Source organism: Bordetella genomosp. 4, assembly GCF_002261185.1.
GTDB lineage: Bacteria > Pseudomonadota > Gammaproteobacteria > Burkholderiales > Burkholderiaceae_B > Bordetella_A.
The window spans coordinates 80,408-94,650 of record NZ_NEVQ01000003.1 but is presented as its reverse complement, the minus strand read 5'-3'; the positions used below and the strand labels follow the sequence as shown (position 1 = coordinate 94,650).

The 14,243-nt window shown below is 56.7% G+C and carries 16 protein-coding genes and 1 tRNA gene; all 17 read right to left on the bottom strand.

What is annotated here, in order from left to right; all coding sequences use genetic code 11:
• Positions 1-332: 332 nt before the first annotated feature.
• Entirely contained in the window at positions 333-812 is a 480-nt protein-coding gene (locus CAL20_RS02930) for a DUF1833 family protein (protein WP_094837154.1), read from the bottom strand.
• Between the two features lie 454 nt (positions 813-1,266).
• Positions 1,267-4,386 (bottom strand): phage tail tape measure protein, encoded by a 3,120-nt coding sequence (locus tag CAL20_RS02920; RefSeq protein WP_094837301.1) that lies wholly within the window; start codon positions 4,384-4,386, stop codon positions 1,267-1,269.
• A gap of 41 nt (positions 4,387-4,427) precedes the next feature.
• Positions 4,428-4,685, bottom strand: coding sequence for a phage tail assembly protein T (locus CAL20_RS25940; protein ID WP_094837152.1), 258 nt, complete (start codon positions 4,683-4,685; stop codon positions 4,428-4,430).
• 2 nt (positions 4,686-4,687) lie between these two features.
• Positions 4,688-5,068, bottom strand: a complete 381-nt coding sequence (locus tag CAL20_RS02910) for a phage tail assembly chaperone family protein, TAC (protein WP_094837151.1) — start codon at positions 5,066-5,068, stop codon at positions 4,688-4,690.
• A gap of 2 nt (positions 5,069-5,070) precedes the next feature.
• Positions 5,071-5,793 carry a phage tail tube protein gene (locus CAL20_RS02905; protein WP_094837150.1) on the bottom strand — a complete coding sequence of 241 codons (723 nt, stop codon included), beginning with the start codon at positions 5,791-5,793 and terminating at the stop codon, positions 5,071-5,073.
• An 83-nt stretch (positions 5,794-5,876) separates the two neighbouring features.
• Positions 5,877-6,242 (bottom strand): DUF3168 domain-containing protein, encoded by a 366-nt coding sequence (locus CAL20_RS25840; protein ID WP_094837149.1) that lies wholly within the window; start codon positions 6,240-6,242, stop codon positions 5,877-5,879.
• Positions 6,242-6,709: an HK97-gp10 family putative phage morphogenesis protein gene (locus CAL20_RS02895; RefSeq protein WP_094837148.1), complete on the bottom strand. Its 468-nt coding sequence runs from the start codon at positions 6,707-6,709 to the stop codon at positions 6,242-6,244. Before CAL20_RS02895 ends, CAL20_RS25840 begins: the two co-directional genes overlap by 1 nt.
• 9 nt (positions 6,710-6,718) lie before the next feature.
• Positions 6,719-7,081 (bottom strand): head-tail adaptor protein, encoded by a 363-nt coding sequence (locus tag CAL20_RS02890; protein WP_094837147.1) that lies wholly within the window; start codon positions 7,079-7,081, stop codon positions 6,719-6,721.
• Entirely contained in the window at positions 7,081-7,401 is a 321-nt protein-coding gene (locus CAL20_RS02885; protein WP_094837146.1) for a head-tail connector protein, read from the bottom strand. Before CAL20_RS02885 ends, CAL20_RS02890 begins: the two co-directional genes overlap by 1 nt.
• Before the next feature lie 3 nt (positions 7,402-7,404).
• Positions 7,405-7,635 (bottom strand): hypothetical protein, encoded by a 231-nt coding sequence (locus CAL20_RS02880; RefSeq protein ID WP_094837145.1) that lies wholly within the window; start codon positions 7,633-7,635, stop codon positions 7,405-7,407.
• A 61-nt stretch (positions 7,636-7,696) separates the two neighbouring features.
• Positions 7,697-8,890: a phage major capsid protein gene (locus tag CAL20_RS02875; RefSeq protein WP_094837144.1), complete on the bottom strand. Its 1,194-nt coding sequence runs from the start codon at positions 8,888-8,890 to the stop codon at positions 7,697-7,699.
• Positions 8,891-8,892: 2 nt separating this feature from the next.
• Positions 8,893-9,768 (bottom strand): head maturation protease, ClpP-related, encoded by an 876-nt coding sequence (locus CAL20_RS02870; RefSeq protein ID WP_094837143.1) that lies wholly within the window; start codon positions 9,766-9,768, stop codon positions 8,893-8,895.
• A 10-nt stretch (positions 9,769-9,778) separates the two neighbouring features.
• A complete protein-coding gene (locus tag CAL20_RS02865; protein WP_094837142.1) occupies positions 9,779-11,077 on the bottom strand; it encodes a phage portal protein in 1,299 nt (432 codons plus the stop codon).
• Positions 11,074-12,855, bottom strand: coding sequence for a terminase large subunit (locus tag CAL20_RS02860; RefSeq protein WP_094837141.1), 1,782 nt, complete (start codon positions 12,853-12,855; stop codon positions 11,074-11,076). Before CAL20_RS02860 ends, CAL20_RS02865 begins: the two co-directional genes overlap by 4 nt.
• Entirely contained in the window at positions 12,824-13,189 is a 366-nt protein-coding gene (locus tag CAL20_RS02855; RefSeq protein ID WP_256981331.1) for a P27 family phage terminase small subunit, read from the bottom strand. Before CAL20_RS02855 ends, CAL20_RS02860 begins: the two co-directional genes overlap by 32 nt.
• A gap of 182 nt (positions 13,190-13,371) precedes the next feature.
• A complete protein-coding gene (locus CAL20_RS02850) occupies positions 13,372-13,596 on the bottom strand; it encodes an HNH endonuclease (RefSeq protein ID WP_256981330.1) in 225 nt (74 codons plus the stop codon).
• A gap of 488 nt (positions 13,597-14,084) precedes the next feature.
• A tRNA-Met gene (locus tag CAL20_RS02840) sits at positions 14,085-14,159 on the bottom strand.
• Positions 14,160-14,243: the final 84 nt, after the last annotated feature.

Below are 14,243 nucleotides of genomic sequence, written 5' to 3'. Positions count from 1 at the left end.
AGTCAAACACGGCCCGGTTCCGATGTCGGTCTCCAGAATCCATTGCATGTTGTCCGCCTCCACAACTAGCCCCACATGCACGCACAATCCTGCCCGCCAGGCGGTAGCGATGGCGCCAGGAATTCTTGGTGCAGGCCTAAGTCCGTAAGCACCTGCGACCTCTCCACATGCCAACGTGATTTCCTGTAAGGCCCCTGGTTTAGCCGCCGGACACGATGGCAAAAGCGGCTTGTTAAACAGCTCAGCACGCGCATCCCGCGCCATGCCCCAACAGTCATACTCATGCGGGCCACGTCCACCCGCCACGTAGCGCGTCAACAGATACCGATTGATCATGTGAACCTAATCCCCGGCGCAGTTTCCGCCGTGTATCTAGGGCGCGGCCACGCCGTGTTCAAAATGTCGTAATACCCCGCTTCAAATTGGGCCTCGACATCCTCAAAAATGCCACCTCGTATGGCCATAACTGTCGGGGCACGGGACGGCGCTGATTTATCGCTCTCCAGGTACTCCCGATATATAAGCTTGACTTCCTGATCAGCCTCAAGCGCCTGATCTACATAACGCTGAATGGCTCCATCTATCGCAGGAACTCCGAAAGTCAGCGTCTGCACGCTCGTGGAGTTCTTGGATGGCAGAGTGATGCTCAATGAGCCTGCCTCGAACCAAACCATTTCACCGTTAACGCCAAGCAGCTGATCTTCAAAACTGGCGCAGATACGAATCCATCGCTCTGGCAGCTGTATCTCAAGCGTCGGGATGATGAGTTCGTCCGTTGGCGCGGAGGCGTAGACGACAGATAGGATTGTCATGCTCTAGGCCACTTTTGGTTCATTGCAATATCAAAGATGCTTGCCCCAGTCACGAACTCGGGGAAGTTCCCCCAGCCTGGCGGCAACAAAGGACGGCTCCAAACTTCCAATTCAGCCGAGACACGCCACGATGAAAGGCCGACGAGCTCCGGCCCCTCATACATCTGCTTGAAATGACAGACAGCAGTCAGCATCCCTACGGGAGTCAACAGCTTGAAGTTGAACCAGGCCGCACCGTCATTGATGGAGTCTCGATACCAAGCCTCAAATGCGGCTGCTTGGTTCTGTCGAAATATCCAGTACACCGGCACTACGCTAGGCCCGGACGGGATGCGCCTATAGCGAGGCCTACCCGACTGCATCTCCGTCCGCTTGAATGTTTGGGCATGCTTGAACCCATACCCCTCGCGCAATGGGAGGGGCAAGCCAGCCGGGAAATCAATGTCCGTTGAAATCATCGCCCAACCCTTCTTAATCCATAGCTGCTCTGAATCGCATCAGCGGCATCTCCGCCGTTGCGGATGTTGGCAACAAAGATGCGGATGACATCCTCGCCATCCAGCCCCGTAGACTGATCAACTGTTCCGGCCCGCTCGCGGTCTTCGTTGAGGACGACCGTTAAGCCGCGCCCCGACCGATCCACATTCGAATCAATGCGGCTGAGCACCGAATCGAGCTTTGCGCTCGTTTCAGCCGTGGTAACGCGCTCGCCTTTTTTCAAAAGCCATGTGCCGGTTTCCGGCACTGCGTCAATACCGTCGTGTGCCATCCCGGTAAATGCTGCCGCGCTGACTGCTGCCGCGACTGGAGCAGTAGCAGCCAAAGCCGTTGCCATTGCGGCAGGAGCCAAGAACGGACCTACGATTGGAATTGCTGCGGTACTTGCAAATGCAGCTAGCCCAGCCTGCAACGATGTAGCAGTTGCGTTGGCGGCCAATGTCGTGGCGGCGCTAGCCTGGGCCGTCTTACCCGCCACCAATTGAACTGCCTGATACACGAGCCATTGCGCTGCCATTTGTGCCAGAGCATTGATAATGCTCCGCGCCATCGTTGCAGCGACGTTTACAACGGCATCCCCAAGATTTTCGCTTTCCAGCGCCATCGCAGCGAGGTTGTTGCCAATAGCGACGGTTGTGTCATCGAGCGTTCCCGAAATAAAGTCCGCTGCCTGTTGCTGATAGTTGACAGCCGTATCGCGGTAGTTTTCCCAAGCAGAGGAAACACCATCCAGCCAGTTCGCCTGCGCCTCGTCCTGCTGCTCATAGAAATCCCGCTGAAGAGCAAGCCGATCTTCTAGGGCCTTTCGAAGGATTTCAGTCTCAGCGTCGTAGAGCCCCTGATCAATATCACCTTTATTCAACTGAGCCTGGAGGTCGCTCATTTCACGATTGAACTCTTGCCGTATGGTAAGAATTTCTCTCAACCGCTCTTTGTACTTGTCCCCCATCCCCGCGCCAGCGAGTTCCAGCTCAAAGCCATCACTAGCCGTCTGGTTCCGCTCATCGAGCGTAGCCGCGTAGGACGCCAGCTTGATCGCGTTTTCGTTCTCACGCTTGAGCTGCAATTTAATGTCTAGCTCTTGCGCTAGCTGCTTCAAACGCGCTTTCTGCTGCTCGCTGATGCCTGTCAGCTTGCCGGACTCCAGCTCAAAGGCTAGTTTTGACGCCTCGCTAGCGTCCTGCTGACGATTTCCCGTCGTATTGATTAATTCAATCTGACGTTCATAGTCCTTGATTGCTTCAGCAGCTCGTTGTTCACGAGCCTTTGCCGCACTTGCAGCGGCACTCTGCGCGGACTGAGCTGCGGCCTTGGCCTTGGCTTCACGCTCCCTCTCTTTCTTGTCCTCCTCAGCTTTCTGATCCGCGGTGCGTTGGAGAGCGATAAGTTTCTCGCCTTCGCCCTCCTTTAATCCCTTAACGAGTCCTGCGCCAATACGAGCCGCTAACTTGTCGGCCTCAGTCCGTTTCCCAGTGAGCAATATCTGCTCATTAATCTTGTCAGACAGCTCTGTGAACGTCTTGGATGCAGTGACCGCCCCCCCGGCTGCTGAAGCGTCAAAGCCCGCAATAATGGCGCTCAGCTCGACTATGCGGTCATTCAGCCGGGACGCTGCCCCACTGGCATTGTCAAACTCACTTCTTGCCTTTATTAGCTGGTCGTTGAGGCTCTGAAATCTCGGGTCCGTATTCGGTATACCGGCCAGTTTCGCAGACAGCGTATTAACCGCATCACTGGCATCAAGTGACTTAAGCTGCGCCTGCGCCAATTGATTCCGGATATCAATCAGCGCAGCTTGAGCATTGCTTTTTGTAAACCCATCGAATGAGGCGCTCAGGTAATCAACCTGCTGGCCCAGGTCTTCTGCTTTACTCTTGGACTCTCCTGCTGACGTGGCAAAGTAGACCAGCGCGGCACCAGCGGTGATTGCCGCGCCAACAGGACCACCCAGAAGTGCCATAGCCCCGGAAGCTACGCGGGCAGCAACACCCATGGCTGTGATCCCCGCCGCCGCTCTCGTTGTGAGCCCAGCCATTGACGCCAGGGCCATTTGATAGCGCACAGACTCTGCCGTCGCAGCTGCGAAGCTTACCGCTGACGCCGTCGCTGCCGCAGCAAGGCGCGCGCCCAGGACAACAGCAATCGCCCCCGCTACCGTAAGAGTCTTTTCCCAAGGGACAGACGTTAGCGCCCGAACAAGCAAGCCAGCGCCTTCCGCAATCGTCGTGACAAGTGCACTAAAGGCCGCGACTGCCTCGGGACTCGATAATTGCTTATTGAAATCCTCGACGGCTAGGCGCGCACCTTCCAGGCTCCCATCATCGGCTGTCAGCAGGCCGCTGATGGTGTTTCGAAGGCCATCCAATGCGCCACCGAACGTATTCCGAGCAGCCTCGGCTGCGCCACCATAACTCGATTCGAGCGCTTGCAAAACAATCGCCTGCGCCTCGCCCACCTTTCCGACCGACTCCAACGCGGCGACGAGTTCTCGTTCCTGCTCCCCGAATTTAAATCCCTGCCGAGTCAGCGACGCCATTCCTTCAGATGGAATATCCAGCGCTCGACCTATCGTCTCAGCAGCCGACTGTATCGACATGCCTGTGCGGGTGGCCATGTCCGCAGCGGCCTGCTGAGCCCTAACAAATTCGTTTCCGACGATATTGTTGAAGGCAAGAAAGGCTGTTTGCGCTTGATTGATGTCTCCGGCGCTAAATATGCTCTTGCCTTCAAGCTCCGCTGCCATCGCATTCAACTGATCTCGACTGAAGCCAGCAGCTTCACCGGTCGATTTCAAGACCGCCGCCAACTGAGCCTGCTCGCGCTCCGCCTGCTTTGTCTCCTGGATAACCGACCCGAAAATCGTACCCAGCGATATTCCTGCAATAGTCCCCGCCGCGACGGCGGCGATAGTCGCATACGCTGCTTTGGTCCGTGCTGCGGCTGATTCAGCATCCTTTCCGATTTGGTCGCTCTTGGCCTTGGAGATGCGGCCAGCCCGATCCATTCCGGATTCGAACCCTCCTAGCTTCGCAATCAAATCAAGCGTCAGAGTGCCCAGACTTCGAGAGTTCGACATTTTCAACGCCCAAAAAAATCCCCGCCGAAGCGGGGTAATGCTTATGCCCATTCCTTCATGGCCTGTTCCAGCGAAATCGCTGGCGCACTCTCATGAGGCATGAAGTCGTAGATGGTGTATCCACCGTTCTTGCTGTGGGAGTTGGCGTAAAGCGCCGCAAGCGTTGCAGCTGCACGCTCTACACGCATGCCTAGATTCAGGCTTCCCCGCTTCGTCCGGTACTGCCTCCACGTAACGAACTCTCGGTAGCTAAGACGCTCCTTCGCTTCGGCGATAGTGCAACCGCCAACGCCGTTCATTACTAGCTCGCACCAGATTTCATCCTCTTCGGTGAGGTCTTCGACTTTCCCAAGCCGTTCACCTCGCCAATCACAGCAAGAAGCGAAGTAGTCAGCTCGCCGTCCAATGGACCACGATCTGAATCAGCTTCGCCAGTAATGTCCCCGACGGTAAAAACAGGCTTTCCATCTGCATCGCAAATGCTGGCAGCAATACGGCCCGCAACCGCATCCACCTTTCCGGACATCGCCAGCAGGTCGGATACTGCGGCGCTATAACCCAGAGGCCGGACGTAGACAGTAAAGACCAGCTCTTTACCGTCTTTCTTCCACTTAACCTCTTTCTCAACGGGCTTGCCTGTGAAAGCGCCCGCTGTCGCCAAACTCTCTTTGGTCATCAACATGCTTAGGCCACCTTACGAATCCAGGCGGAGCCGCCCGTGCGTTGAAGGGTTGCAGCCGTCGCCACAACAGTGTTTGCCGCGAAGTCGAACGGGAAGTCAGACACGTAAGCGCGGAAAACAAACCAAGTGCGAGTCGAAGGCAGATTGAAATCGTCACCTGCGCCAAGAGTCGCCGTCGCTGCTGCGCCAGTTCCGTCGCCATCAATAGCGACAGTCGGGGCCGACGTGTACCCAGAGCCAGGGTTAGTTACGGTGATTGCGGTGACCACACCGCCCGACACGGTAGCGGTCGCTGTCGCGCCGGTGCCACCCCCGCCCGAGAGCGTCACCGTAGGCGCGGTGGTATAACCGCTACCCCCGTTCGTCACGGTGATGCCTGAGACGATGCCAGTCGCCATTACAGTCGGCGGCGCCTTGCCATCAGACCAGCCCACAGCCCAGGCCAGATCCTCAACGTTGTCATCCTCAGATAACTGATGCAGGCGGATATGCGACACGTTGCGCGGGTCAGCATTAATGTTCAGCGTGGCCTGCCCCGGCGTACGCAAGCCACGCAAATAGCTGCGAATCTTGTCACTTAGGCACGTGGTTTCGATCTGATCAGCGGGGTTTCCGCCTGGCGAGAACGCTGTTGCACATTCAATTTCCAAGGCCTCGAACGTAGTCGGGTCCTCAACAGTGGGCGCCAATACATAGATTTGTGTGCCCTGGGTCAAGATGGACATGGTTTCAACTCCAAAGGAACCCGATTCACGGGCAAAAAAAGCCCCGCGAGGTGCGGGGCATAGGTGAAATAAAGTTGGGTTAGCTATCGAGGTACCCACCACCTCACGTCAAAGCTCACGAAGGCCAAGTCGGTTTCGGTGTCTGTGTCCTCTCCACGCCAAGAGACAATGTGTGCGTGCGGCTCTATAGCATCTCGTAAGGCCTTTGCTGCCTCGCGTGCGTCAACATCGTCGGTCGCGTAGACATCGACCTGCACCAGCATGCTGTCAATGTCGGGAAGATTCCCAAGGTAGTTTTCAGGGCTACCGCCAGGAACCAGTTGCCAGACTCCATAAGGCGTCGGCGTGCCTTGCGGGACCCTTCCGAAAGGAAAGAGGCGTACGTCCTCGCCTAGCACGGCCTGGACAGCGGGAGAGGTCTTTACTGTTGCGTATATGGGCGGATACATCACACCCCCAATTTCTTAACTTCGTTGGTGACTTGCTTGTCCAGCTCGGCGGCGACGGCATTAAGCACCTCGTCAACACTGCCCTCGCCAGCAGGGCGAATGAATGGCTCAGCACGAACCTTGCTCGTTCCAAGTTCCTTAAGATGCCAGTGGGGCGTATTTCCCTTCGGCCCCTCATCAGGATTGCCCCGGGGGATGCGGCCCCTCTTAGTGAGAACACCAACACTGATGATCACGTCTCCAGTACGCCGGGATTCTTTGCTGCGATAGCGCTGGCCGACGTTGTCGGCGATTCTTCGCCCTGTGTCCTTATCGTCAATGCGCAAAGCGTTCTCTTTTGCTCTGCGGCGCAATATCGCAGCTCCCTTGCCAACAGCCTTGCGGGCTGCTGAGCGCCGAATCTTGACGGGCAAGTCCTTCATGTTCTTCAAGGCTTGGTCTAAGCCTGAAAAGCGGTTTTCGGCCATTACGCCCCCTCAAGTTTTATCGCGCACCCCATCCTCACAACGAAGACGCCATTCGCGCCGAGCGGTGATATCAGTCTCCGCAGAGACGATGCCAAGCTGGCGGTCATCCCAAAGGATGCGCCACTTGGCTAGCTCCAGCCGGTCAACAGGAAACCATCGCAAATTGATGCGCGCAGTGGTTTGTGCTTGACGCGCGTCTGCCGCAATGAGCTCGCGTCCAGCACCTGTCAGGACCTCAGCAGGCACATCTACCATCTGCACCCCCCCGACGATGACCACCTCCCAAACCGTGCGAACAGAACCGGACTCTTCGTTCTTTATATGAACGGGGCGCTCGAATGTGATTCGATGCCGAAGTCGATAACTGAGCATTACGCCCCCAAACAAACGCGCTGAGGATGAAGCTTGATTTCACCAGCCATACGCAGCTTCTCAGCGTCTTCTGGTGAGGCTTGATAGACCCCCTGAAGCAGCAGGAGTATTCCCACCACCACGGATGGAGGCAGTGTCTCCGCGCCAGTAGCATCAGGCTTAGGCTCGAATCCCGTCCACGGCCCCTCAAAATTGGCCCGATTCATGTACTGAACGGCCTCTTCCTCTGCGCCGTCTAACAGCATCTGCAACTTGCCGTCATCGGCCCCGTGGATCACGTCCAAGAACTGCTTTGCAGTCGCAAGAGGGATAACAGACATGGATTACTCCGTCGAAGCTCTTCGGCGCGCCCGTTTGGGTTTCTGATCGCCTTCTGTAGCACTAGCCGACTCTGGCGATTTCGCACTCTCAGGTACGCTGCCATCGCCTTGCTCAATCTTGACAAGGCCCTTGCCTTCCAGCTGCTCGGCTACCTTTTCCGACACATCGAACTGGTCACCCACTCGGCGCAGGCCATCATGATCGAATGACCTGATCGCAATCACTTGTGGCATATCACTCTCCAGTAATCCAGCGACGGCTTTGCGCCGTCGCCGGACGGGCTATGAACTCGCCTTAGGGGGCTACATCCAAGCCGGTAAAGTCGCCTTTCACGAACGCCTGCGGGCGGAATACGGTAACCGTGGATTGCTTCTCACACAGAATCGTGACCATGTTCTTGACGAAGTTGTCTCGGTCCTGATTCGATACCGTGATGTTGGCCTCTTCACCATCCCAACCCTGCGCGCCGAGCTTGAACGCGCCGGTCAGGAATTGATTGAGGTCCATTGCCTGCGTAGCCACAACCGGACGCGCCCAGAGGCCTGGCACAGATAAACCGCGAGGCGTGGCAAATAAGTACTGCTTGTCCTCCGTTTTGGTCAGTTCGATACTGGTCCAATCAATCGGGTTCAGGACAATGCCATCAGCCTCGTATTCGGCCAATGTGACTTGCAGCATGGCGATACGGAGACGATCCAGGCGCGTTTCATTTTGAACCACCACGCCAGGGTTTGCGTACGCAATCGCCTGTGTCAGGATGCCGTTCATGTTCAAGCCGACGCCCGAACCCTTCAGAATCTGAAGCTCTTCCTTCAAGTCCAAGCCGTACATCAACCGACCGTTGATGTAGGTTTGCAGCTGTCGTGCATTGCGCAGCACCTGCTTGGATGCGCGAATCCAGTGAGCGATGGTCGCCACTTTCTCCGAATCCAGTTCGAACTTGATGTCCGATTCGGGCTTCGGGTCAACGGGGTTCTCTGCGACGACGTTCGCGTTGTTGGTGAACAGCGTCTCCCGCACATACTCAACGTCGCTAGAGTCCGTCGGTCCCCAGGTGAGCAAGTCGCGGATAAAAAGCCGTTGATTAGGCGTAGCCACAATTCCCGGAACACGCGTGGGCTGAATCAGCGGGCCAGCGGAATCATCTTCACGAGTGATAGCAGCCTTGATGGTAAAGCTGCCCTGCATGCTGGGGTTGAACTTCTTCAGTTCGTCGGACTCGGCCACCACCTGTCCGATGGACTTGGCCTTTGCAGGCGATCCGCCGCCTTGCTCCAGCTTCGCGATCACTTGCATGGCGGCACGCAAGTCCGCCTGCAGTTCGCCTTGTTTGACCAGCAGATCGTCCACCTGAGATTTTGCTTCTTGGGAAAGCTGCTGGTGGGCACGGATTTGCTTGTCTGCTTCCTCCGCGTGCGTCTTCAGCTGATCATTGACCTCTTTCAGGCTGGCATTGATCGCCTTGATGTCATTGTCGATTTGCGACATGTTTACCTCTTCGTGAATATATTGGTGAGGGATGCGGCCAGTTGGGCCGTAGTGCTGAGGGCGACCGAATCACTCGGGTCGCGTCCGGTGGCATCGCGCTCACCGCCGCCAGCCGAATCGCTCAGGCTGGACTTGAAATCGTGAATAAGGCGCTGGGCCTCGCTTCTGGGTAGGCCAGCAGCACGAATTGCCGCTTCGATACGACGCACTGCACTAGCCGAAGCTTTTGAGTCCGTTTTGCCAACTTGATCAGACGGAAGAAGTTCGTCGGCGTAGCCTTGATCAATCGCCTGACTACCGCCAATCCATGTCTCTCCGTCCATCTGCTGCTGGACGGTCGCCATTTCTTGGCCAGTGCGGGCTGCGTAGATGTCCGCCATCGCCGCATCAAAGGGCTCCATGGTGTTCGCGAACTCTCGTAGGTCGTGCCGGTTTCCTTGCGCTACAACCCAGCAGTTGTGAATCATCAAGAAACCGGCGCGGGCGATCTGCACTTTGTCGCCAGCCATAGCAATGACCGATGCCGCCGAAGCTGCCAGGCCAAGCACCTTTATCGTCACTTCGCCTTGGTGTTCGCGCAGCAGGTTGTAAATCGCCAACCCTTCGAACATATCGCCGCCGGGGCTGTTCACGTTCACCGTGACAGGGCCTGCTCCCAAGCTTCGCAAGGCACCAGCGATACGTTTCGCGGTTACCCCTTCTCCGGTCCACCAGTCATAACCAATTACGTCATAGACACTGATAGAACGATCCTCTTCTGATTCAGTAGCCGCCCGAACACCTGCGTCCCAGCGCTCCAAGGCACGCGGCGACAGATAGGAATTGACGGCCGAACAAGGCCGCCCAGCCGGTGCGACCGGCAGGTTCTTAATGCTCATGGGGTTTCCTTCAGGTGTCGGCCGTGGAGGCCATCATGTCCTTCAGCCAATTCGCCAATGCGGCGCGGGCTTGCTGATCAACTGTGTTGCTGCCTAGGCTATCTAGAGGTGCCAATGCTGTTTGCACCGTCAGCACGGCGGCGTTGCCGCCCATCGGTGCCCTATCCTCTAGTTCACGCACTTCGTCACGTGTCAGGATTCCGTTATTCACCATCACGCTATAGAACGAAGCGCGTGCAGCGCTGTCCGCTCGCAGCAATCCCTCGACGGAAAATTTCGGGTAATAGCGCATGCGTTCGATGGGACTCAAAAGGTCCTTTGAGATGCTTTGCTCAATCCTCTTTAACCAGGGGCCAAGCGTGAACACGAGGAAGCCAATCATCTGTTGTTCGATGCCTGTCCCCCAGCTGGTGCTTTTCTCAGTATGGCCCACCATCCAAGGGGGGACACGGAACCAACGGCAAATCTCTTCGACTGAATAGCCACGAGACTGAAGTAACTGCGCGTCGGCGGGATTGATCCCAATGGTGCCGACCTCCATGTCGGCTTCCAGAATGGCCGGTCTACCCGCGTTTACAGCGCCTGACAGGCGGTCCTCGATAAACAGCCTTGCCTCTTCACGCTGGTTGTCCTTGAGGACCTTCGGGTACTTAAACCATGTCGTTGGCATCAGCCCCCGTTTGAACACGCCGGACGCGGCTTCGTCGGTAGCCAGCGCGGCGCCAAAGACCTCTGCGCCGTAGCGAATGACGGAAACGCCTGTCTTCCCGTTCAAAGACCATCCTGGGATAGTCCAAATCCGTGATTCCGGAATTATTCGCTGGCGACCGTCATCGTCTGTATATCGATACTCTTTTGTACCCGCACCCAATCGCGAAATGCTCAGGCGATGAGGGTAGAGGAACTGCAACCCCACCGTCTTTTCGCCAATCATCAGCTTTTCGCAGTGCGCATTGCCCCGCAAAAGCATCGTAGCCACTACCGATTCCCAAAATACGGAGGCTATCGAGTCACTGTTCGGCTGTGTACCAATAATGGAGTGGAGCCAATGCTGAGGTGCCGGACGCTTTCCAGTCGTCGTTTTCTCGTTCATGCCGAGCGGCAGGGTGCCCAATGTCTCCGATATCAATCGGACACATGCCCATACAGCAGACAACTGGAGAACGTTGTGATCATTGACGTTGACGCCAGCTGAGCTACTTCTGCCAAGTCGCGCCCAGGCCTCAGTATCGGTGAGGCCAAACGGCGCGCCCAGCCAGCCGAGCACCGCTGCGCGGAGACGACCGATTTTCTGCGCTTTGTGTTTCATCCAATCACCGCTTTATTGAAAAATTCGGAGAGGTCTTCTCCATCCTCGCTGGCTGTCGCCAGCCCGACAGCCATTAACAAAGCGGCCATATCGTCGATCTTGTCTGCCGAGCGCTTTCTGTCTGGAGCCATGCTCAAATTCACATCTCGTCTGGCAACAAGATTCGATGCGCACCAATACAGAATCGGGTCTCCACCATGCGCCAGCTTTCGACCAACATAGGCGCGCTCCAACGCCTGCATAGCGGGGTGGTAGCTCTTCGTCCCCTGGACAAACTGAACCATGGGGACCTGCGCGGAAACCAACCTATTAACCAAGTCCGCAGCATTCCAGTTGTCGTAGGCAATCGCCTCAATCTGAAATCGCTCGACAGCGGCCAGGACATCGCGTTCGATTACCGCATAGTCGGTTACGTCGCCTTCGGTCTGGATTAAGTGCTTGTCTTCTACCCACCCCGCGTACGGGACGGTGCCGCGCTCCGTGCGTTGAGTCACAGCATCGGCTGGCACCCAGCGCCAACCATGGGTATAGATAACGCCCTCAACAACCCAAACCAGTCTGAACGCGGCAATGTCCGTCGTGCTCGCAAGGTCAAGCCCTCCCCAGCACGGATAGTCAGAAAGCCAGTCGAGATCAACCTTTCCGTTGCACTTCGCCCACTTGTTCAGATCTACCCAGCCGCTGGCTGTTGACGCAGGGCGATTCAGACGTTTGATTCGAAACTCGGCCAGCTTCGACGGCATTTGCTTGGCTTCAATCGCCTCTTTGCGAACAGCCGCCATCAAGTGCGGGTTGATGTCGAGCAGTGGATTAGCCTTCACCCATTTGCTTTCGTCAAACTCATCATCCTCTTTATAGCCAGCGGATTTATCCTCATCGTCGAGCGCATATATCAAGGCCAAGTAGTGATCAGCCTCCACCACTCCGAGCAGCAGATTTCTTGCAAACTGCCGAATTTCCGACCAAGGGCCTGGGTTTGCGTATCCCTCCGTTGTGGTGAATAGCCATAGCGGATTAGACCGGGCACCAGCTGCCGATGTAAGAACGTTCAGCAAGTCCGAGTTCTTGTGCGCATGAATCTCATCAAGCCCCGTGTGAGACGGGTTTAAACCATCCTGCGTACTCGCTTTAGCGTGGATCGCCTTGAAGCTGCCGCCAGTTTCAAAGCGGGTTACTGCCTTCGCCCATACCTGCAAGCCAAAGGCCTCGCGAAGAGCCGTCTTCAGCTCGACCATGCGCTTGGCGACCTTGAAGATGATCGCGGCCTGGCTGTAGGTAGTAGCGGCGCTCATGATCTGCGCGCCCTCTTCAGGCTCACAGCACTGGCAATAGAGCAGAATTCCGGCGGATAGCGTGCTCTTCGCGTTCTTACGCGCTACGGCGAACAGCGCAGACGTGAATCGCCTCGGCCTGAAGTAACCGTAGTCAGGTATTTCGGTGCCATCGCGTTTGCGAAATCCAAACAACTGCACCACGAAAAAGATGTGAGACGGGTGCAAAACAAGGTTTGGCTGCGGCGTACCATCTGGATTCACCCACTTCCCTTCTACGTGGGGCAGTTTTTCAAGAAAGTCGCAAGGGTCATTGGCATGCCACTCATCGAAGATGAATGGAGAGTTCTTACGTTTCGCTCGCTTTAGGTCGTCAAGAAAGCGTTTTGCAGCGAGCCGTATCCACTTGCCAAATTTCTTCCTTTTTTTGTCTGCTACCGCTGCCTTCGCATAGTCAATGGCGATTGCCACATAATCACGCGGCTTGTCGTTTACCTGGGCGGCCATTTTTAGCGAACTCGTTTGCCGCTGGCACTTCACCAGAGGGCTTAACCTTTCCCTGGGCGACCGGCGTTAGGCCAAAGTCGTTCTGATATGCGCGAAGAGCACCGATCATGCTGGCTGTTGGAGCTTCACCAGCTGCATACAGCTGACGAATCTTTCCATGCAGCGCACACATGTGCGCCAACGAAGTCAGGCTTGCCTCGGTTAAAAGTTTGTTTGCGTACAGAATTCGCGCTAAGCGATTCCATTCTTCAACTGCTGCCGGATTGATCAGCCATTCAGGCGCAGGCGGAATGTCATCCACCAATGGCAGTTCGACGGCGTTCGGGCCGTCCATCCTGCAAGGCTGGTCCGTGCCCGAAACGACCTTAAGGTGGTCAGGTTTGCGGGGTCTTGGCATGTTGAAAAAACCGTTTTTTTGAATTGCACGCGTAAAAAAAAAGCTGGAGGCGCGGTGTCCGGCAAGAGGGCTCTAGAGTTTGAACCCACCCCTCCCCGCTTCAGGGTCGGGCGGCGGGGTCACGTGCCAACCGCGTTGCGCGACCGCTTTGGATACCGCCTGCCGCCTTCACGTTGCGTCTTTGCTTTGTGGCAGTCCCTGTTGATAGCCCGCAGGTTGCTAGGGTCGTCCGTACCACCACGAGACAGCGGGATGTGGTGATCCACTTCATGTGCAACGAGCACACGGCCAAGCCGTTTGCATTCGTCGCATTGGCATAGCCAGCCATCTCTATTCAGGATCATCAGTCGGAGCCTGCGCCATGGTCTGCCGCCTCGCCCTTGTCCATACGATGGGGCAATGGGCTCATGACGTGGCGTGCCGTGCCGAACCTTGTGCGTCTTCGGCTTGGTCGGCATCAGCGTGGAGCGCCGCTCAGATACGTAGTACCCGAACCTTGGTCGTCATCATTCAGCTGACCTGCGACGGCGTCGGCTAGGTCGGCTATCGCGTCCGCTTGGCTCACTATCGCTTGCGCCAGTCTGTTCTGGGCCTGCGTGTTCTCCAGCAGTGCTGCTAGGAGCTGTTGGGTTAAAGAGGCTTCGTGCTCGCTCATATGCAAGGTCCGTCCATCGTCGTAGAGTCTCGCGCCTACGTGCGCATCCAAGGCAGGTCATAGCTGAGAGTCCTCAAGTGATCGTGCCGGGTGCCACCAACTGCACGCCGCCCGGCGGCGACGCCCGAACCCCCGCACGCCATCCACAACGTGCGGCCCTCGGTAGCAAAGGGAGATTGGTTGCGGCGACAGGGTTCGAACCTGTGACCTCCGGGGCATGAGCCCGGCGCGCTCCCACTGCGCTACGCCGCGAAAATGAAAAGGCCCCGACCGGTTATCCAGTCAGGGCCAATGGGATTCTGCAAAAGAAAAACCCGCCTTTTTTGAGGGCGGGTT